This is a genomic window from Anaerobacterium chartisolvens (assembly GCF_003337415.1).
GTDB lineage: Bacteria > Bacillota > Clostridia > Acetivibrionales > DSM-27016 > Anaerobacterium > Anaerobacterium chartisolvens.
Genome location: NZ_QPJT01000001.1, coordinates 30588 through 50324, shown reverse-complemented (window position 1 = coordinate 50324; position 19737 = coordinate 30588). Strand labels below are relative to the sequence as shown.

Annotated in this window: 18 protein-coding genes and 1 other annotated feature; all 18 genes read left to right on the top strand. The window is 41.6% G+C overall.

What is annotated here, in order from left to right:
• Positions 1-26: 26 nt before the first annotated feature.
• A complete protein-coding gene (gene ilvB / locus DFR58_RS00230) occupies positions 27-1691 on the top strand; it encodes a biosynthetic-type acetolactate synthase large subunit (RefSeq protein ID WP_114295801.1) in 1665 nt (554 codons plus the stop codon).
• 179 nt (positions 1692-1870) lie between these two features.
• Positions 1871-2839, top strand: a complete 969-nt coding sequence (locus DFR58_RS00225; protein ID WP_207659086.1) for an alpha/beta fold hydrolase — start codon at positions 1871-1873, stop codon at positions 2837-2839.
• Positions 2840-2853: 14 nt separating this feature from the next.
• On the top strand, positions 2854-3030 hold the full coding sequence (locus tag DFR58_RS22080; protein ID WP_207659085.1) for a hypothetical protein: 177 nt from the start codon (positions 2854-2856) through the stop codon (positions 3028-3030).
• A 139-nt stretch (positions 3031-3169) separates the two neighbouring features.
• Complete coding sequence (locus DFR58_RS00220; protein ID WP_170137968.1) at positions 3170-4174, top strand: ABC transporter permease; 1005 nt, start codon at positions 3170-3172, stop codon at positions 4172-4174.
• Positions 4152-5432, top strand: a complete 1281-nt coding sequence (locus DFR58_RS00215) for a hypothetical protein (RefSeq protein ID WP_114295799.1) — start codon at positions 4152-4154, stop codon at positions 5430-5432. Before DFR58_RS00220 ends, DFR58_RS00215 begins: the two co-directional genes overlap by 23 nt.
• Positions 5422-6078, top strand: coding sequence for an ABC transporter ATP-binding protein (locus DFR58_RS00210; RefSeq protein ID WP_114295798.1), 657 nt, complete (start codon positions 5422-5424; stop codon positions 6076-6078). Before DFR58_RS00215 ends, DFR58_RS00210 begins: the two co-directional genes overlap by 11 nt.
• Before the next feature lie 168 nt (positions 6079-6246).
• Positions 6247-6396 carry a 50S ribosomal protein L33 gene (rpmG, locus tag DFR58_RS00205; RefSeq protein ID WP_114295797.1) on the top strand — a complete coding sequence of 50 codons (150 nt, stop codon included), beginning with the start codon at positions 6247-6249 and terminating at the stop codon, positions 6394-6396.
• Positions 6397-6507: 111 nt separating this feature from the next.
• Positions 6508-6735 carry a preprotein translocase subunit SecE gene (gene secE, locus DFR58_RS00200; protein WP_114295796.1) on the top strand — a complete coding sequence of 76 codons (228 nt, stop codon included), beginning with the start codon at positions 6508-6510 and terminating at the stop codon, positions 6733-6735.
• A gap of 34 nt (positions 6736-6769) precedes the next feature.
• A complete protein-coding gene (gene nusG / locus DFR58_RS00195; RefSeq protein ID WP_114296045.1) occupies positions 6770-7288 on the top strand; it encodes a transcription termination/antitermination protein NusG in 519 nt (172 codons plus the stop codon).
• A gap of 81 nt (positions 7289-7369) precedes the next feature.
• The gene (rplK, locus tag DFR58_RS00190; protein WP_114295795.1) at positions 7370-7795 is read left to right on the top strand and encodes a 50S ribosomal protein L11; all 426 of its coding nucleotides are present in this window, start codon (positions 7370-7372) and stop codon (positions 7793-7795) included.
• Positions 7796-7869: 74 nt separating this feature from the next.
• The gene (gene rplA / locus DFR58_RS00185) at positions 7870-8565 is read left to right on the top strand and encodes a 50S ribosomal protein L1 (RefSeq protein WP_114295794.1); all 696 of its coding nucleotides are present in this window, start codon (positions 7870-7872) and stop codon (positions 8563-8565) included.
• A 63-nt stretch (positions 8566-8628) separates the two neighbouring features.
• Positions 8629-8798, top strand: a sequence feature (ribosomal protein L10 leader region).
• Between the two features lie 50 nt (positions 8799-8848).
• The gene (rplJ, locus tag DFR58_RS00180) at positions 8849-9379 is read left to right on the top strand and encodes a 50S ribosomal protein L10 (RefSeq protein WP_114295793.1); all 531 of its coding nucleotides are present in this window, start codon (positions 8849-8851) and stop codon (positions 9377-9379) included.
• A 69-nt stretch (positions 9380-9448) separates the two neighbouring features.
• The gene (gene rplL / locus DFR58_RS00175) at positions 9449-9835 is read left to right on the top strand and encodes a 50S ribosomal protein L7/L12 (RefSeq protein ID WP_114295792.1); all 387 of its coding nucleotides are present in this window, start codon (positions 9449-9451) and stop codon (positions 9833-9835) included.
• A gap of 941 nt (positions 9836-10776) precedes the next feature.
• Positions 10777-14511, top strand: coding sequence for a DNA-directed RNA polymerase subunit beta (gene rpoB / locus DFR58_RS00165; protein ID WP_114295790.1), 3735 nt, complete (start codon positions 10777-10779; stop codon positions 14509-14511).
• Positions 14512-14529: 18 nt separating this feature from the next.
• Entirely contained in the window at positions 14530-18027 is a 3498-nt protein-coding gene (gene rpoC / locus DFR58_RS00160; RefSeq protein WP_114295789.1) for a DNA-directed RNA polymerase subunit beta', read from the top strand.
• Positions 18028-18252: 225 nt separating this feature from the next.
• The gene (locus DFR58_RS00155) at positions 18253-18501 is read left to right on the top strand and encodes a ribosomal L7Ae/L30e/S12e/Gadd45 family protein (protein WP_114295788.1); all 249 of its coding nucleotides are present in this window, start codon (positions 18253-18255) and stop codon (positions 18499-18501) included.
• Between the two features lie 91 nt (positions 18502-18592).
• Complete coding sequence (gene rpsL, locus DFR58_RS00150) at positions 18593-19021, top strand: 30S ribosomal protein S12 (protein ID WP_114295787.1); 429 nt, start codon at positions 18593-18595, stop codon at positions 19019-19021.
• Between the two features lie 243 nt (positions 19022-19264).
• A complete protein-coding gene (gene rpsG, locus DFR58_RS00145) occupies positions 19265-19735 on the top strand; it encodes a 30S ribosomal protein S7 (RefSeq protein ID WP_114295786.1) in 471 nt (156 codons plus the stop codon).
• Positions 19736-19737 lie beyond the last annotated feature (2 nt).

Below are 19737 nucleotides of genomic sequence, written 5' to 3'. Positions count from 1 at the left end.
AACAGTTTGTATGGAGGTTGTATAAAATGAAGCTTAATGGATCGGATATATTTGTTGAGTGCTTGAAGGAGCAGGGTGTAGATACGGTGTTCGGCTTTCCCGGGGGTGCGGTGCTGAATATATATGATGCATTATATAAAGCCCGGGACGAGATAAGGCATGTCCTTACATCTCATGAGCAGGGTGCTGCTCATGCTGCGGACGGGTATGCGAGGGCTACCGGGAAAACAGGGGTGTGCATTGCAACCTCCGGGCCGGGAGCCACCAATCTTGTAACGGGGATTGCCACGGCTTATATGGATTCTGTGCCAATGGTGGCTTTTACGGGTCAGGTTGCCACTCCTCTTCTTGGGAAGGATTCCTTTCAGGAGGTGGACATAACTGGAATAACAATGCCTATAACAAAGCACAATTTTATAGTGAAGGATGTAACAAAGCTTGCGGATACAATAAGGAGAGCCTTTGCTATTGCCTGTGAGGGCCGCCCGGGGCCTGTGCTTGTGGATATATGCAAGGATGTGTCTGCTGCTTTTGCCGAGTTTGAGAGCAAGCCTCCCAAAAAGCCAAGAAGTGCTCCTTCAGGTGTTTCCGAAAAGGATATTGAACAGGCCGCCGAAGCTATAAACAATTCAAAGCAGCCGATAATCCTCTCAGGAGGGGGTGTTTCCATAGCGGGGGCAAGCCAGGAGGTGCTGGAGCTGTCGGGGAAGGCCGGCATACCTGTTGCTACTACCCTTATGGGCTTAGGCTCCTTTCCCGGAACACATGAGCTGTTTACGGGGCTTGTTGGAATGCACGGAAGCAGAACCTCAAACATGGCTGTGTCGGAAGCGGATTTGTTCATTGCGATAGGCGCAAGATTCAGCGACAGGGTCATAAGCAACGTGAAAAAATTTGCTCCCAATGCCGAGATAATGCATATTGACATAGATCCTGCGGAAATCGGCAAAAACATTGTTGTGCGATATCCTCTTACGGGAAACATAAAAAAGATATTAAAGGCCTTAAACGCCAAAGTGAAAAAAAGGGATTATTCGGCCTGGAACAAAAAGATAGATGAATGGAAGGTCAGCTATCCTTTGAAATATATCAAGGATGAGGTGCTGAGGCCGCATTATATAGTTGAAAGAATATATGAGCTGACAAAAGGTGAGTCCATAATAACAACAGAGGTAGGGCAGAACCAGCTTTGGGCCGCCCAGTTTTACAAATATACCGCTCCCAGGCAGTTCATTTCCTCAGGAGGGCTGGGTACGATGGGCTACGGGCTTGGGGCGTGCATAGGGGCTCAGATGGGAAGGCCGGATAAAAAGGTTATAAACATAGCTGGTGACGGAAGCTTCAGAATGAACTGCACTGAGATAGCAACCGCCGTGGAATACAAGCTGCCGATAATAATTGCCATATTAAATAACGGGGTACTTGGTATGGTGAGGCAGTGGCAGGATCTCTTTTACGAAAAACGGTATTCGGCGACAAGCATTGACAGGGGAACTGATTTTGTGGCTCTGGCTGAGGCCTTCGGTGCGAAAGGGATAAGGGTAACCAAGCCTGATGAGGTGGATGCTGCGCTGACAGAAGCACTGGCTTCAGAGGATACGCCCGTGCTGATAGATTTCCAGATTGACAAGGACGACAAGGTATTTCCCATTGTCCCTCCGGGAGCGCCTATTTACGAATTGATAGATTAATACGGATGAAATTTTCACTTAAAAGGCTCCGCGCGATTCAAGAAATTGAAGGCGCGGAGCTTTGATTATGCTCAGTTATATCTATATCTTTATGGTGCAAAAATATTTACATTTAGATACTATAAGTATATAATATACAAAACAATATATAATATTACATTTTATAAAGAAGGTAGATTGTGAATAAGATTTTAGCAGATTTCATTGACAAGTATGCACTTTATATGCTTCATAGAAAAAGAAGCTCTTTCTGGCAATTTAAAAACAGTATAGAAGAAACCGAATATTTCGATGTGTTCTACAGCAGCCCTGATCTACCTGATATAAAATTTCAAGAAAAAGATCAGCTTAATGGCTATAGCATGGGAAGATATAGCTTTAAAAGCCAGATGAGTACAGTTGACATATGTAACATAAATTCATCAGGGCTTTATTATAGGAGTAATGAAGGCAAAAACTCAGTTAATGTAATTTGCATAAATGGATGGAGATCTTCGAGCCACAAAAAATTGCAGAGCATATATCTGAAGGAATTTATGAAGCTAAACTACAACATATACTTTGTGACTTTACCTTATCATATGGAGCGGAACTCCAGCCATGCATTATATGACGGGGAATTTATGATAAGCGCCGATATAGACAGGACGTTACTTGCCATAAAGCAAGCTGTTTTGGATACCAGAGCCCTAATAAGATGGATAAAGGATAAAAATGGAGAAGTTATTTTAATCGGATTAAGCTTAGGTGGACTGATTTCAAACCTCATTGGTGTAACTGAAAGAAAAGTTGATAAGCTGGTTTCTATATTTTATGCAAATAATTTATCATATACCATATGGGATACAATTCCGGGAAGGTATATCAAAGCAGACTTTGAAAAGCACGGCTTTACATATGAAGAATTAAAAAGAAAATGGCAAATAATTAATCCCAGCAATTTTACACCTGTTATTCGTAAGGATAATATTCTTTTACTAACTGCCATATACGATAAATATGTACACAAAAAGGATTCAGATATTTTGTGGGAAGCATGGGGAAGGCCCCAAAGAGTATTAATGAATTGCGGCCACTCTGGAATAGTCCTGTGCAGAGAGAATATTCGTAACAGTTCTGTTTCTTTTATACGGGACTTAAGGAAATGAGATGAGCTTGTGCTATGATTTGGCTTGTATTAGCGTTATGGACAATATCAATTATTTTAATAATAACTGACTATAAAACAGAAACTACCCGGTGGGCAAGTGCAGTGGCGTTTTTTTCCGGGGTGGGGGGATTCGCTGTCATATGGGAAGAAAATATAATCCCATTTGTTTTAAAGTATAAGATGCCATAAATAACACAATGTTACAATATAAATTGACTTATGTTTGGGAAATAGTATAATTAGACATATCTTAAAAGTAATTCATATCACAAGGGAAATATTTAATATGGTTAAAATAAACTGGTTCGTGTGTCTTTGTGGGATTTTAATGTTCACTTTAATTGCGGCACTTAACACATATATAAACTATTTAGGGGAAATAGAAAGAGTATCGGAGGGCTTTTACAACAATTTTTCTGTCAGATTTAAGTCGGATAGCTTTTCTGATACTGAGGGACTAAGTAAACTAAAGGATTTATACGATAATGTGAATATGAAGAAATTTGTATTATATGATATAACGGATACTAATAATGGGCTAGGCGGTTTTGTAGGCGTATTGTCAAAAAATTATTCGGATTTTCCCAAATTGCAGGCTGGAAGGTATTTTAAGGAGGATGATTTTTTCCATGGCTCGCGGGTGGCTGTGATTGGAAGCAACTTTATCAATAGGGCATATTTCAATAATAATGAGAGGTACGTTGACTTGTTAGGAGCGACATATAAGGTAATCGGCATATTTCAGGCATATAAGGGTGCTTCGATAAACTCTGCGGTTTATTATAATTTAGATAGCAAAAACCCGGGCGGTAAAATATTTATTTTAGATGCCAGAGATGTCAAAAGCGTTGCTCGGCAAATTAGCATCATGGAAAACAGTATAAAACTACAGAAAATAAATGCTTCCTCTAACAGCATTAACCGTTTTTTTCATTATGACAGGTATACATATATCCTATTAGTTTTTATTATTATGTTTATACTTGCTTTAAGCAGTATAAAGGTCTATTTTGTACTTCGGCTGCAAAAAGATTTTATACTGGTTTTTAATCTGCTTGGCTTACGCATAAAAGAAATTTTATATAAATGCTTTTTGAATTTCTTTTGTTCAGAGGCCATATCCATATTAGCCTTTTTAATTCTCAATACTATGGTCATGCAGACGTTATCGTCAGGCATGTGGGAATATTACAGCATTTCCCAGACTCTGTTTTACGGGCTTATTATGATCATATTTACAATTTTACTTGAACTTACGCTTGTTTTGCATTTTTTGAAGAGAGACAAAGAGACAACGGGGGAAAAAATAAATGAAAAGAATGTTTATACTTAATTTTTGTTCAAATCCTGTAAAGTCTGTTCTTATGCTGATTTTTCTTATGATTTCCTTCAGTGTGCTGAATACGGCCATGTATATAAATGACAAATACGGTGAGATGACGCAGGAGCTTAGAAGTGATACAGCTTTAGTAGATGTTTGCATTGATATCTATAGCGGCTTTGGAGACCTGTATAAGGATGAAGGAGGCCTGAACAGGCTGAAGATGATGTACAAAAAACTTGCATCCTCCGATTTGTTCAGGTACTACGAAATATATACACAGTTTATGTATGTACTAAACTATGATGGTCCGCCGGAATTCAAATATGGGTATGATGCAGGATACGATGAGGATAACCTGTTGGATACTCCAAAAGGCAAAGTAAGAGCGTCAAGAATAAACTGTGTTCAGGTGAGCAAAAACTGTTTTGATATATACAATATGAAGCTTCTAAACGGAAGATATTTTTCAGATAAGGATTATTTATACACATCAGAGAAGCCGCTGCCTGTTATAATGGGGTATGAATACAGGGACTACTACAAAATAGGGGATGTGCTTAAAGGGGACTATATAGCAAAGAAGCTTGATCTGGAGATTGTGGGATTCCTTAAAAAGGACAGTCATATAAGGAAGGGCGAGGCGTTACTGTATCTTGACAGGTATATTGTCATGCCGATTTTTGAATGTACGGAAGAACCGTCAGACCTCGATGAAAGAGTATTTCAGGTAAGGCACTACGCTAATAAGACGAGCGGTTATCTCAAGCTTATGAAAGGTACTGTTATTGGAGAGGTTCCGGGAATTATAAACTCTATTAGCGCATCCTGCGGACTTGACAATTACTCTGTCTGGCATATTCCATATTCCTTGAAGGTTGACTTCCTTACCTTAAGCAATGAGTACATGGCGGCAGGACTCAAATATCTGGGCTATATCCTTATGGCTGTATTTTTTATTCTATTTATAATACTGTTTATAAAAAGTGTAAGAGCGCAGACAAAAATATTCGCGGCATATATTATTTCAGGTGCCTCACTGAAAAGCATACAGCATTATTTACTGCTTGAAATATCTATATTTATACTAACTGCCAATATAGTTGGAGTACTTGTCACGACAGCTATTTTCAGATTGCCTTACTATAGTATATATCTGCTTTTTGTCAGCATACTGCTGCTCGGGATAATTGCCTTAATAATTGTCAGGACGGCAAACAGCGGAAGTATATCACAGCTTTTATTGGAGGAAAATAAAAATGTTGATTAAATTAAGCGGAATTAAAAAAACATACTCGCACCGTCGCAGAAGCAGAAATGTGTTAACAGACGTGTCCATGGAAATATTACGGGGGGAAATGATCGCCGTTATGGGAGCAAGCGGAAGCGGGAAGTCAACACTTCTGAATATACTTGGAGGGCTTGATTTCCCCGACAGCGGTTCATATTGTTATAACGGCAAGGAAATTATGACCGGCAAGCAGGCCGACTTGAGGCTGTTCAGGAGGGAGCATATAGGTATTGTACCGCAAAGCCTCTTATTAATTAATCAGATAAGTGCTTATAAGAATATTGCCCTCCCTCTTGAGATACGAAAAGAAAAACATATCCGGGAGAAGATAGAATCAGTTTCAAAGATGCTGAGGATAGAGGAGCTTATTGGTAAAAAGCCGGGGAAGCTATCTGTAGGAGAATGCCAGAGGGTTGCAATAGCACGTGCAGTTATTGCACAACCTGAGTTAATTTTGGCAGATGAACCGACAAGCGCGTTGGATCAGGACTCGAGAGATATTGTAGCAGAACTTTTCAGCAGGCTGTGCAGCACCGGGACAACAATTATTATTGTGACGCATGATCATGGACTGGCAGAAAAATGCGGAAGGAGTCTGTCTCTTAAATGCGGTATTCTGCATTAATGAGACATGCTTGCATTTCCCCTTTATTTCCATTTATTTTAAATATCTTGACAGAAGTTTAAAAGTGTGATAAATTATTATTTGCTTCGCGTAGGTCTTTTTTTTATGTCTAAAATAAGAATAATTTAAATATCGGTATTTAGGACCGGAAGCTGGAGGTGTTAAGAAATGAGAGTGAAGATCACTTTGGCATGTGCCGATTGCAAGCAAAGGAATTACAGCACAAAGAAGAACAAAAAGAACGATCCCGACAGGCTGGAAATGAAGAAATACTGCAAATTTTGCCATAAGCATACTGCTCACAAAGAAACAAAATAATATGCTTTAGACTATAATATTCTTTATGGATTCATTGCTACTTTAAACATATGGTCAAAATGGTTATGTACGTGAGGACAATTAAGAATAAAAAAACGAGGATGTGTTAATATGGCAGAAGAGGTAAAGGTCTCTAAATTTGGGCTTATGCGCAAAAAAGCGGTAAGGTTCTTTAAAGAAGTAAGAAACGAGTTGAAAAAGGTTATCTGGCCAAGCAGGACACAGTTGATAAACAACACAGTTACTGTTTTAACGTGTTGCTTGATAGTGGGGCTTATGATCTGGATAGTGGATTTTGGCCTGACTCTGGCGGTAGATACGTTTTTAACAGGGAAATAAAGGAGGACATTGAGCTGGAATGATTATTGGTGATATGTCTGAGGATGCCAAATGGTATGTGGTGCATACATACTCAGGGTATGAAAACAAGGTTAAGGCTAACCTTGAAAAAATAGTTGAAAACAGAAGTATGCAGGAGTATGTACTTGATATTGTTGTTCCCATGGAGGAGCAGATTGAAATCAAGGACGGAAAAAAGAAGGCAACCTTAAAAAAGGTCTTCCCTGGATATGTACTGGTTAAAATGATAATGACGGATGAATCCTGGTATATAATAAGAAACACCCGAGGGGTTACCGGCTTTGTAGGGCCGGGCTCTAAGCCTGTTCCTCTGACTGAGGAGGAGGTTAAAATAATGGGTGTGGAGGAGTTTATGCCTACGGTGGATTATGCGGTGGGAGACAACGTAATGGTTATTTCCGGTCCGCTTGAGAATTTCCCCGGCATTGTGGAAGAAATAAACATGGAAAAGAAGAAGGTTCGTGTTTCAGTATCTATGTTCGGGAGGGAAACCCCTGTCGAGCTGGAGCTTGTGCAAATACGAAAGATGTAGGCCGCAAGGCGGGCGGAAGGGTAATGGATTAGTAAACTAACCCTTGTGCCTATTTATATAAATATTGGGAGGTGGATTATAATGGCAAAGAAAATTTCAGGCTATGTAAAGCTTCAGATTCCTGCGGGGAAGGCAACTCCGGCTCCACCGGTTGGACCAGCTTTAGGACAGCACGGCGTAAACATAATGGGATTTTGCAAGGAGTTTAACGAAAGAACTGCCAAGGATGCCGGTTTGATAATTCCGGTAGTTATTACGGTGTATGCGGACAGATCTTTTTCTTTTATAACAAAAACTCCGCCTGCAGCAGTTCTGCTTAAAAAGGCATGTAAAATTGAAAGCGGTTCAGGAAAGCCTAACAAAGAAAAGGTAGCTAAGATATCAAAGGCAGAGGTTATGAAGATAGCAGAGCTTAAAATGCCCGACTTAAACGCGGCAAGCATTGAGGCTGCGGCAAGCATGATAGCAGGTACCGCAAGAAGCATGGGAATAGTTGTTGAGGAGTAGGCGTAAGTTTGTTGGCTAAAGTTGTGTGGGAGGGATAAAATCCCGTATATTTTACCACGAAGGAGATGAATAAAATGTTTAGAGGAAAGAAATATGTTGAAAGTGCTAAGCTTGTTGAAAGCTTAAAATTATATGATCCCACTGAGGCTATGGAGCTTGTGCAGAAGACTGCAAAGGCAAAATTTGACGAAACCGTAGAGGTTCATCTCAAGATGGGTGTTGACTCAAGACATGCCGATCAGCAGGTCAGAGGTGCCGTTGTGCTCCCTCACGGTACAGGTAAAAAGGTGCGAGTGCTGGTGTTTGCAAAGGGAGATAAAGCAAAAGAGGCTGAGGTGGCAGGTGCAGAGTTTGTCGGAGCTGAGGACATGGTAGCCAAGATCCAGAATGAAAACTGGTTTGAGTATGACGTTGTTGTGGCAACCCCTGATATGATGGGTGTTGTGGGAAGACTCGGTAAGGTGCTGGGGCCCAAAGGACTTATGCCAAACCCCAAGGCCGGTACTGTTACTATGGATGTTGCAAAGGCTATTGCAGACATTAAAGCCGGTAAAATAGAATATAGGCTTGACAAGACAAATATTATACATTGCCCGGTAGGAAAGGTGTCCTTTGGAACCGAAAAGCTTCTGGACAATTTCCGTGTCCTGATTGATGCGGTAGTAAAGGCAAAGCCTGCTGCGGCAAAGGGCCAATATTTGAGAAGTGTTGTTGTAGCTTCTACAATGGGCCCCGGAGTAAAGATCAATCCTCAGAGGGTTGCGGAATAAAACTTTTGAAAAAAATCCTTTACAAACAAGAGGTTTTCATATAATATATTGCAGTATGCAATTGAATATTTGTATTAGTTGCCATAGACAGCAGGTTGAGTGCCAATCCGCATTCAATAACTGGTTACTTAGAGTTAACCGGCCTGCCGAGGTGAAGCTGGTTTTAGTATGAGTATAGCTACTACTATCCCTTCATATGTCTATGTGCGTATGAAGGGTTTTTTGATTTAATAAAGTGCTTTAATAAAGCTTTATTAAAGCTTTTAAGAAGGAGGTGACTTTTTTGCCAAGTGAAAAAATTCTTGAACAAAAAAAGGAAGTAGTCAGTGGATTATCAAAGAAAATCAAGGAAGCCAAGGCTATGGTATTTGCAGACTACAGAGGACTTACGGTGGAGCAGGATACCGAGCTTAGGAATGCTCTTAGAAAAGCAGGCGTTGAGTATAAGGTTGTTAAAAACACCCTGACCAGGTTTGCTGCAAAGGAAAATGGCCTGGAAGGTCTTGAACCTTTTTTAAAGGGACCTACCGCAATGGCTGTCAGCAATACCGACCCTGTAGCTCCCGCCAAGGTGCTGGCTGAGTATGTAAAGAAGTATGAAAAGCTGGAATTAAAGGTTGGAGTTGTTGAAGGAAAGATTATAGATGAAAAGGGCATTAATGCTCTTGCAGAGCTTCCTTCTAGGGAGGTTCTCATCGCTAAGGTTCTGGGCGGCTTTAATGCTCCGATATCGGGCTTGGTAAATGTTTTGAATGGAAACATCAGAGGTCTGGTGGTAGCGTTGAATGCGATAGCAGAGCAGAAGAATGCATAGGCAGGTATTTTTGATTGTTGCAAGGAAATAAAATTATAAAATTTAGATTATTATTGGAGGTATATTTAAATGGCTAGTGAAAAGGTTACTAAATTGATTGAAGACGTTAAGGCATTGACTGTATTGGAATTATCGGAGCTTGTAAAGGCTCTTGAAGAAGAATTCGGAGTATCCGCTGCGGCTCCCGTAGCTGTAGCGGCAGCACCTGCGGCAGGAGGAGCGGCAGCACCTGCTGAGGAAGAAAAGACTGAATTCAACGTAATCTTAAAGGAAGTTGGAGCAGACAAGATTAAGGTTATTAAGGTTGTTAGAGAAGTAACCGGTCTTGGATTAAAAGAGGCAAAGGACGTAGTAGACGGAGCGCCTAAGACAGTAAAGGAAAATGTTCCTAAGGAAGAGGCTGCTTCAATAGAAGCAAAGTTCAAGGAAGTAGGAGCAACAGTAGAGATTAAATAATTAAGGCATAAAAAACTCCCTTTGAATTCAAAGGGAGTTTTTTTATTAAAATAAAAATGTTGACAAGTTGAAATGCCTATGTTAAAATTATAAACTGCGTTATAATCTCAATATGTAATGTAAGACAAAACTAAATTTGCCAGCTTTATAAAAAATGAAAAGCAAAGTAATTTATCTAAAGAGATTATAACATATGAGAATAATTAAGACAATAATTGTTAATAATATTTTAATAGCTACATAATAATCTAAAATTAGTATATGTACTTTGAAAAATTTTATACAAAAACATATTATATAGGATGCAATAAAGATTTTACAAGCATAGAGGATATAATTGCTTACAGAAATTTTTAATAGCATCGAAAAGACGCCTTGTGGGGAAATGTCTCATGGGTATGTCATCAGGCGCTTTTCGAAAGATGTATTCCTTACGGGTCAAAAAAATTTCTTCCATCAAATTATATCCTCTATGTAAAATCCTTATTGCTAAGGATATTAATTAGAGAGCGGCAATTAGGACATATTCATCATACAGAGATATTGGACGGATTTCAATGGGCTTTTGTACATAAGATGTGGGTTAAATAACGCTTTTTTTATCTTTATAAAATAATGTAAGCTGCTAAATGAGTTTGAAGTTTATTTGAGGCTTTGCGGTAAATACTGCGGCAGGCTTTTTAAATTCAATCCTGAGAGAGGCCAAATTCATTTAAAAGTATTTTATTTAACTTTAGTCAAAAGCCTTAAAAATATAAAAAGAAATGCTTTAGCAAGAAATGCTTTAACAAAGAATGCTCTAACAAAAAATGCCTTGACACATTTTGATTAAATACTTCCGGAGCTTTTAAGCGTTTGTCTCAATAAGTCCGGAGGAGGACAGATTTAAGGAAGCTAGTTGAAGGTTTTACAGAAAAGTCATAACATATGAGGTGATATTTATGGTACATCCCGTGCGTGTAGGTAGAAATATTCGAATGAGCTATTCCAAAATCGATGAAGTGCTTGATATGCCTAATCTTATCGAGGTGCAGAAAAATTCCTACAAGTGGTTCCTTGAAGAGGGATTGAGAGAGGTCTTCAGGGATGTTTCTCCTATAACTGACTATACAGGAAATTTGATTTTAGAGATTATTGATTACTCTTTGGACGATAATCCTAAATACAGCGTTGAAGAGTGCAAGGAAAGGGATGCAACTTATTCCGCTCCGTTAAAGGCCAAGGTAAGGCTTATCAATAAGGAAACAGGCGAAGTAAAGGAGCAGGAAATATTCATGGGTGATTTCCCGCTGATGACCGACAACGGAACCTTTGTAATAAATGGTGCCGAAAGGGTTATTGTCAGCCAGCTGGTTAGATCTCCCGGAGTCTATTATTCAATGAAGTTTGATAGAATCGGTAAAAAGCTTTTTTCAAATACCGTTATACCTAACAGGGGTGCATGGCTGGAATATGAAAGTGATTCAAATGATGTACTGTCGGTAAGAATAGACAGGACCAGAAAGCTGCCGTTGACAGTAATCGTCAGGGCATTGGGCTATGGAACAGATCTTGAAATAACGCAATTGCTTGGAGAGGATGAGACTATCCTTGCCACAATTCAAAAGGACAATGCAAAGACAGAGGAAGAGGGACTGCTGGAAATATATAAAAGGCTTAGGCCGGGAGAGCCTCCTACAGTCGAAAGCGCGCGTTCCCTTTTAAACAGCCTGTTTTTTGATCCTAAAAGATATGATCTGGGAAGGTTCGGAGTATTTAAATTCAATAAGAAGCTTGCTCTGTCGGCGAGGATTAACGGCCACAGATCTGCTGAGAATATTGTAGATCCCCGTACGGGTGAAATCATTCATCAGGAAGGCGAGATTATTACCAGAGAAAAAGCGGCGCAAGTTCAAAATTCTGGTGTAAATTCGGTTTATCTTGATATAGAAGGAAAGAAAGTAAAGGTAATAGGAAATAAAAGAGTTGATTTAAAGGAGTTTGTTGACTTTGACTTGGGCGATTTCAAAATATCCGAGAAGGTAAGGCATGATGTCCTTGTCAAAATCCTTGAGGAGAATAACAGCCCGGAAGAAATAAAGACGGCTTTAAAAGAGAGAATTGATGAGCTCATACCAAAAAATATTACGGTAGACGATATAATTTCTTCCATTAACTATATAATCAATTTAAACTATGGCATAGGCACGGTAGACGATATAGACCACTTAGGCAACAGAAGGCTGCGTTCGGTGGGCGAGCTTTTGCAGAACCAGTTCAGAATAGGTCTTGCAAGAATGGAAAGAGTCGTAAGAGAAAGAATGACGATTCAGGATATCGACATAGTTACGCCTCAGGCATTAATTAATATAAGGCCGGTTGCAGCGGCGATCAAGGAGTTTTTTGGAAGCAGCCAGCTTTCACAGTTTATGGATCAGACTAATCCCCTTGCCGAGCTGACTCACAAGAGAAGGCTTAGCGCTCTTGGGCCGGGGGGCTTAAGCAGAGAAAGGGCGGGCTTTGAGGTTCGCGACGTGCATCACTCTCACTATGGGCGTATGTGCCCCATAGAGACACCTGAAGGTCCTAATATAGGACTTATAGGCTCTCTCAGCACCTATGCCAGAATAAATGAGTATGGCTTTATTGAAGCGCCCTACAGAAGGGTTGACAAGCATAATGGAGTGGTTACCGAGGAAATAATATACCTGACGGCAGATGAAGAGGATCAGTTTATGGTGGCTCAGGCAAACGAGCCACTTGATGAGGATGGAAGGTTTGCTTCCAAGAAGGTTCCCGCAAGATACAAGGAAGAAATACTTGAGGTGGAGTCAACAAAAATAGACTTTATGGATGTATCCCCCAAGCAGCTTGTTTCGGTAGCGACAGCTATGATACCATTCCTTGAGAACGATGACGCCAACAGGGCGTTGATGGGCTCCAACATGCAGCGTCAGGCTGTGCCTCTCATAAAGGCGGATTCCCCTATAATAGGCACAGGAATAGAATACAAGGCCTCGAGGGATTCGGGAGTGGTTGTTCTTGCTAAAAACCCGGGTACTGTAGAAAAGGTATCCGCCAATGAAATAACTATAAGGAAAAAGGATGGGAAAAAAGACACATATAAGCTTCTTAAGTACATGCGCTCAAATCAGGGAACGTGTATAAATCAAAGACCTATTGTCAAAAAGGACGAAATAGTCGATAAAGGAGATGTAATAGCCGACGGCCCTTCCACAGACAAGGGTGAGATAGCTCTGGGAAAAAACATACTGATAGGCTTTATGACATGGGAAGGGTATAATTACGAGGACGCTATCCTTATAAGTGAAAAGCTGGTGAGAGAAGATGTATTCACCTCAATACATATAGAGGAATATGAATCTGAGGCAAGAGACACCAAGCTGGGGCCTGAAGAAATTACCAGAGATATCCCCAACGTCAGTGAAGAGGCGTTGAAGGATCTCGATGACAGGGGAATTATAAGAATAGGTGCCGAGGTAAGATCGGGTGACATACTGGTTGGAAAGGTAACCCCCAAGGGAGAGACCGAGCTTACGGCAGAGGAGAGGCTGCTGAGGGCCATATTCGGCGAAAAGGCAAGAGAGGTAAGGGATACCTCCCTTCGCGTGCCAAATGGTGAGGCTGGTATAATTGTAGATGTAAAGGTGTTCACAAGAGAAAACGGAGATGAGCTGCCACCGGGAGTAAATCAGCTTGTAAGGGTGTATATAGCACAGAAAAGGAAGATTTCTGTGGGAGACAAGATGGCGGGAAGGCACGGAAACAAGGGTGTTATTTCAAGAATACTGCCCGAAGAGGATATGCCCTTCCTTCCTGACGGTACGCCGCTTGAGATAGTCTTAAACCCTCTTGGAGTTCCTTCGCGTATGAATATCGGACAGGTGCTGGAGGTTCATTTGGGCTATGCCGCAAAGGCTCTGGGCTGGAAAATTGCAACCCCTGTATTTGACGGAGCTACGGAAAATGATATAGTTGAGACTTTGAAAAAGGCAGGTCTGGACGCCGACGGAAAGACGGTGCTTTATGACGGAAGAACGGGAGAGCCGTTTGACAACAGGGTAACAGTAGGGTATATGTATATTCTCAAGCTTGCACACCTTGTTGACGACAAAATTCACGCCCGCTCCACAGGCCCGTATTCACTGGTTACCCAGCAGCCTTTAGGAGGTAAGGCGCAGTTTGGAGGACAGAGATTTGGAGAGATGGAGGTATGGGCTCTTGAGGCATACGGTGCTGCCTATACCTTGCAGGAGATTCTCACCGTTAAGTCCGATGATGTTGTCGGAAGGGTAAAAACCTATGAAGCGATTGTTAAAGGGGAAAATGTACCCGAGCCTGGTATACCCGAGTCATTTAAGGTTCTTATAAAGGAGCTTCAGAGTTTGGCATTGGATGTTAAGGTTTACTCTGAGGAGCAGGAGGAAATCACAATAAAGGAATCTGTGGAAGACGAGCTTGAGGAGCTTAACGTCAATATAGAGGGCCGTGAGGACGAGACTGCATTAAATGACTATGATGAGCTGGGCGATGAAATTCTTGAAGAAGAGATTGATATAGATGACTTTGACCTGGGAGATTTGAACACCGGAGAGAGTCTTGACGATGGACTTAGCGATGATATTTTTGCAGATGAGGATGATTTTGAAGACGATTTAAGTGATGATGAATTTTAATGAAGGGAGACAGAAGCCGTGTTTGAACTGAACAATTTTGATTCAATAAGAATTGGTTTGGCTTCTCCGGAAAAGATCAGGGAATGGTCAAAGGGTGAGGTTAAGAAGCCTGAAACTATTAACTATAGAACTTTAAAGCCTGAACGGGACGGCCTTTTTTGCGAAAGAATATTCGGGCCTCAAAAGGATTGGGAATGCCATTGCGGAAAGTATAAGAGAATAAGATATAAGGGGATAGTCTGCGATAGATGCGGAGTTGAGGTTACCCGCTCAAAGGTAAGGCGTGAAAGAATGGGGCATATAGAGCTGGCAGCTCCCGTATCCCATATATGGTACTTCAAGGGAATACCCAGCAGAATGGGGCTTATACTGGATATGTCCCCCAGGGCACTGGAAAAAATATTGTATTTTGCATCCTATGTAGTAATAGATCCGGGACAAACGCCTTTGTCGAAGAAGCAGATTCTCTCTGAGAAGGAGTACAGGGATAGTGTAGACAAGTTTGGACATAAGTTTAAAGCCGGAATGGGAGCGGAGGCAATAAAAGAGCTTCTTATGGAGATTGAGCTTGAGAATCTTTCAAGAGAGCTCAGAGCAGAGCTTAATGATGCCTCGGGACAAAAGAGGATAAGATCCATAAAGAGGCTTGAGGTTGTAGAGGCGTTCAGGCTGTCGGGAAACAGGCCGGAGTGGATGATTCTTGATGTTGTTCCCGTTATACCTCCCGAGCTTCGCCCTATGGTGCAGTTGGATGGAGGTCGGTTTGCCACTTCGGATTTAAATGACCTTTACAGAAGAGTTATAAACAGAAATAACCGTTTGAAGAGGCTTCTTGATCTGGGGGCTCCCGATATAATTGTGAGAAACGAAAAAAGAATGCTTCAGGAAGCTGTGGATGCTTTAATAGATAACGGCAGAAGAGGGAGACCGGTAACAGGCCCCGGAAACAGGCCGCTTAAATCCTTGTCGGACATGTTAAAGGGAAAGCAGGGGCGCTTCCGCCAGAACCTCTTAGGAAAGCGTGTTGACTATTCGGGGCGTTCGGTTATAGTTGTGGGTCCGGAGCTTAAGATATTTCAGTGCGGGCTTCCCAAGGAAATGGCGGTGGAGCTGTTTAAGCCCTTTGTAATGAAAAAGCTTGTAAACGACGGTCTTGCACACAATATTAAAAGTGCAAAGAGAATGGTTGAAAGAGTAAGAAATGAAGTGTGGGACGTACTGGAGGAGGTAATAAAGGAGCACCCTGTGCTTTTAAACCGTGCGCCTACCCTTCACAGACTGGGTATTCAGGCGTTTGAGCCGGTGCTGGTTGAGGGAAGGGCTCTAAAGCTTCATCCTCTGGTATGCTCTGCATATAATGCCGACTTTGACGGAGACCAGATGGCTGTTCATGTCCCTTTATCGGCCGAATCACAGTCAGAAGCCAGATTTCTTATGCTTTCGGCAAACAACCTGCTGGCGCCTAAGGATGGAAAGCCCATAACAGTGCCGACTCAGGACATGGTTTTGGGAAGCTACTATCTCACGATAGACAGAGACGGAATGCCGGGAGAAGGAAAGGTGTTTGCATCCATGGACGAAGCTCTTATGGCTTATGACAGCAAATGTGTGCATCTCCAGGCTAAAATAAAGATAAGAAAGACCAAAATAATTGACGGAAAGCCTGTTTCCAAAATTATAGACGCTACTGTGGGAAGACTTATATTTAACGAAGCAATACCTCAGGATTTAGGCTATATCGACAGATCCGATCCCGACAAGCTTTTTGATCTGGAGGTTGCATTCCTTGTGGGGAAAAAAGAGCTGGGAAAAATAATAGACAAGTGCATAAGGGTTCACGGCACAACTGAAACCGCTATTGTACTTGACAGGATAAAGTCCTTAGGCTTTAAATATTCCACAAGAGGGGCTATAACCATAAGTGTATCCGACATGGTTATTCCTGAAGTAAAGTCACGCTTCCTCAAGGAAACGGGAGACAAAATAGAAAATATCTCAAGGCAGTATAAGAGAGGGCTTATTTCGGACGAAGAGAGAAGAAACTCTGTTATAAGCGCGTGGACGGAAACGGTTGAAAATATTACTACGGCACTGATAAATAATTTGGATAAATTGAATCCGCTGTACATGATGTCCAACTCCGGTGCAAGGGGTAACATAAATCAGATTAAGCAGCTTGCCGGAATGAGAGGACTTATGGCGGATACCTCGGGTAAGACAATAGAGATTCCCATAAAATCCAATTTCCGCGAGGGCTTAAACGTATTAGAGTTTTTCATATCTACTCACGGCGCAAGAAAAGGGCTTGCAGATACAGCACTCAGAACGGCAGACTCAGGTTATCTTACCCGCCGCCTTGTTGATGTAAGCCAGGATGTGATAGTAAGAGAGCTTGACTGCGGCACAAGAAAGGGTATTGATGTATTTGATATAAAGGACGGAACCGAGGTAATTGAAGGACTTCATGAGAGGCTTATCGGAAGGTATACGTCTGAAAATATCCTTCATCCCGAAACGGGAGAGGTGCTTATTGAAGCCGGCAAAATGATAAAGGACAGGGAAGCGGAGAGGGTTGTAAAGGCCGGTATCAAAAAAATCAAAATCAGGTCGGTGCTTACCTGCCATTCTGAGTTTGGCGTATGCGCAAGGTGCTACGGGGCGAATTTGGCTACAGGAGAAGAATGCAACGTAGGAGAGGCAGTGGGAATTATAGCCGCTCAATCAATCGGTGAGCCGGGGACGCAGCTTACAATGAGAACCTTCCATACAGGAGGTGTTGCCGGAGACGATATCACTCAAGGTCTTCCCCGTGTAGAAGAGCTTTTTGAGGCAAGAAAGCCTAAGGGACTTGCAATAATATCAGAGCTTAACGGCACTGTAAAAATAAGCGAAACCAAAAAGAAGAGAGAGGTTATAGTGACCTCTGAGGACGGAGAAGCAAAGAACTATCTCATTCCTTACGGATCAAGGATAAAGGTTGTGGACGGAGATACTGTTGAAGCCGGAGATGAGCTGACGGAGGGCTCGGTAAATCCTCACGACATACTCAAAATAAAAGGTGTGAATGCCGTTCAGGCGTACCTTCTTCAGGAGGTTCAAAGGGTATACAGGCTGCAGGGGGTTGACATTAATGATAAGCATATAGAGGTTATCGTAAGACAGATGATGAGAAAAATTAAGGTAGACGATGCCGGAGATACCAATCTTCTTCCCGGAAGCCTGGTGGATATGTTTGATTTTGATGCTGAAAATGCAAAGATGGGAGCTGAAGGGCTTAGAACCGCGGCAGGCAAAAGAACCCTGCTGGGTATAACAAAGGCATCCCTTGCGACGGAATCCTTCCTGTCGGCGGCATCCTTCCAGGAAACAACAAGGGTATTGACCGAGGCCGCCATTAAGGGTAAAATAGATCCGCTGGTGGGATTAAAGGAAAATGTAATAATAGGCAAGCTGATACCTGCCGGTACGGGCATGAGCAGATATAAAGACATTAATATCAGTACTGTTATAGAATAATGATTAAGATTAAAAAGAGCTTGGCCCGTACAGCGGGCCGCTTTTTTTACTCTTGACAAATTTACGGTAGCGGTGATAAAATATTTCAGTGTGTAAATTTGGGTTTTGATATTTGTCCAAGCTGAATATTGTAAATAGACATAGTAAAATTGAGCATTGTATTTCTCTATACATTATTTGTTTCTGAATTTTTATTTCTTGTTGTGAATTTATGGAGGGTAAAGAGTGCTTGAGATTTTAAAAGGCAGTAATAAAACTATAGGAATAAAGCAGACATTAAGGGCGGTTGAGCTTGGAAAGGCTAAGACTGTTTTTATTGCGGATGATGCGGAAGAAAAGGTGGTAGCGGGCTTAAAAGAGCTATGCCTTGCAGGCTCGGTTGAAATAGTCTCTGTAGAAAGCATGAAGGTGCTGGGCAGGGCTTGCGGGATCGATGTCGGAGCGGCAGCGGTAGGGCTTCTTAAGGATGCCTGACAGGTTTTAAATAAGTTAATGAATTTAGTGCTTTTGCATTAAATTTTTTATAAAGCATATTTTTTTTAGAGAAAAGGAGGTGAAAAAAGGAATGCCGACGTTTAATCAGTTGGTTAGAAAGGGAAGAAAGGTAATTGAGCAAAAGTCCACTGCTCCTGCTTTGCAGAAGGGGTTTAATTCTCTTAGAAAGCAGTCTATAGATTTAAGCTCGCCCCAAAAGAGAGGTGTTTGCACTGTCGTTAAGACTACTACACCTAAGAAGCCGAACTCAGCCTTGAGAAAGGTTGCAAGGGTGCGCTTAACAAACTCAATAGAGGTGACTGCCTATATTCCGGGTATAGGACACAACCTTCAGGAGCACAGTGTGGTTCTGATAAGGGGAGGAAGGGTTAAGGATCTTCCCGGTGTAAGATACCACATAGTAAGGGGAACTCTTGATACCGCAGGTGTGGCAAAGAGAATGCAGAGCCGCTCTAAATACGGTGCAAAGAGGCCGAAGGCTGGTGCAGCCAAAAAGTAATCATATGACGTGTATAGCACGAAATATGCAGGCCTTGCATAAGGCGAATTTAATTTAAGGTGCTAAGTACGTTATTTAAATATAAATTATTTTTATAGCAAGTACAAAAGTGCCGTCGGTTGGCAAAAATTGCTTTGCTTTAATCGAGTACCTTATGGTGACGGTGGTGCAAAAGGAATCTTCCCATTTAAAGGGACATAGCCTTTGCAGCATTGAATATATCATGAAAAGGAGGGAAGAAAGGTGCCAAGAAAGGGATATATAGCAAAAAGAGATGTATTGCCCGATCCTATATACAATGACAAGGTTGTGACTAAGCTTGTCAATAATATAATGATGGACGGCAAAAAGGGTGTGGCTCAGAAGATATGCTACGATGCATTTGACATAATAAAAGAAAAAACAGGCAAGGATCCTCTCGAGGTGTTTGAACAGGCTATGAATAATATTATGCCTGTGCTTGAGGTAAAGGCCAGAAGAGTCGGTGGCGCGACATATCAGGTTCCAATGGAGGTAAGGCCTGAAAGAAGGCAGGCATTGGGCTTAAGATGGTTAACTTCTTATTCTCGCGCAAGAGGAGAAAGAACTATGAAGGAGAGACTTGCCGGAGAGATAATGGACGCTACCAACAACCTGGGCGGAGCCTACAAGAAGAAGGAAGATACTCACAAAATGGCCGAGGCTAATAAGGCCTTCGCACATTACAGGTGGTAAAA

What these genes read in the sequence shown, in the direction of transcription:
- secE (WP_114295796.1), top strand. Translation starts at nt 6,508, where the DNA reads ATGGCAGAAGAGGTAAAGGTCTCTAAATTTGGGCTTATGCGCAAAAAA.
- DFR58_RS00215 (WP_114295799.1), top strand. Translation starts at nt 4,152, where the DNA reads ATGAAAAGAATGTTTATACTTAATTTTTGTTCAAATCCTGTAAAGTCT.
- rpmG (WP_114295797.1), top strand. Translation starts at nt 6,247, where the DNA reads ATGAGAGTGAAGATCACTTTGGCATGTGCCGATTGCAAGCAAAGGAAT.
- rplK (WP_114295795.1), top strand. Translation starts at nt 7,370, where the DNA reads ATGGCAAAGAAAATTTCAGGCTATGTAAAGCTTCAGATTCCTGCGGGG.
- rpsL (WP_114295787.1), top strand. Translation starts at nt 18,593, where the DNA reads ATGCCGACGTTTAATCAGTTGGTTAGAAAGGGAAGAAAGGTAATTGAG.
- DFR58_RS00220 (WP_170137968.1), top strand. Translation starts at nt 3,170, where the DNA reads ATGTTCACTTTAATTGCGGCACTTAACACATATATAAACTATTTAGGG.
- ilvB (WP_114295801.1), top strand. Translation starts at nt 27, where the DNA reads ATGAAGCTTAATGGATCGGATATATTTGTTGAGTGCTTGAAGGAGCAG.
- rplL (WP_114295792.1), top strand. Translation starts at nt 9,449, where the DNA reads ATGGCTAGTGAAAAGGTTACTAAATTGATTGAAGACGTTAAGGCATTG.
- nusG (WP_114296045.1), top strand. Translation starts at nt 6,770, where the DNA reads ATGTCTGAGGATGCCAAATGGTATGTGGTGCATACATACTCAGGGTAT.
- rplA (WP_114295794.1), top strand. Translation starts at nt 7,870, where the DNA reads ATGTTTAGAGGAAAGAAATATGTTGAAAGTGCTAAGCTTGTTGAAAGC.
- DFR58_RS22080 (WP_207659085.1), top strand. Translation starts at nt 2,854, where the DNA reads ATGATTTGGCTTGTATTAGCGTTATGGACAATATCAATTATTTTAATA.
- rpoB (WP_114295790.1), top strand. Translation starts at nt 10,777, where the DNA reads ATGGTACATCCCGTGCGTGTAGGTAGAAATATTCGAATGAGCTATTCC.
- DFR58_RS00210 (WP_114295798.1), top strand. Translation starts at nt 5,422, where the DNA reads ATGTTGATTAAATTAAGCGGAATTAAAAAAACATACTCGCACCGTCGC.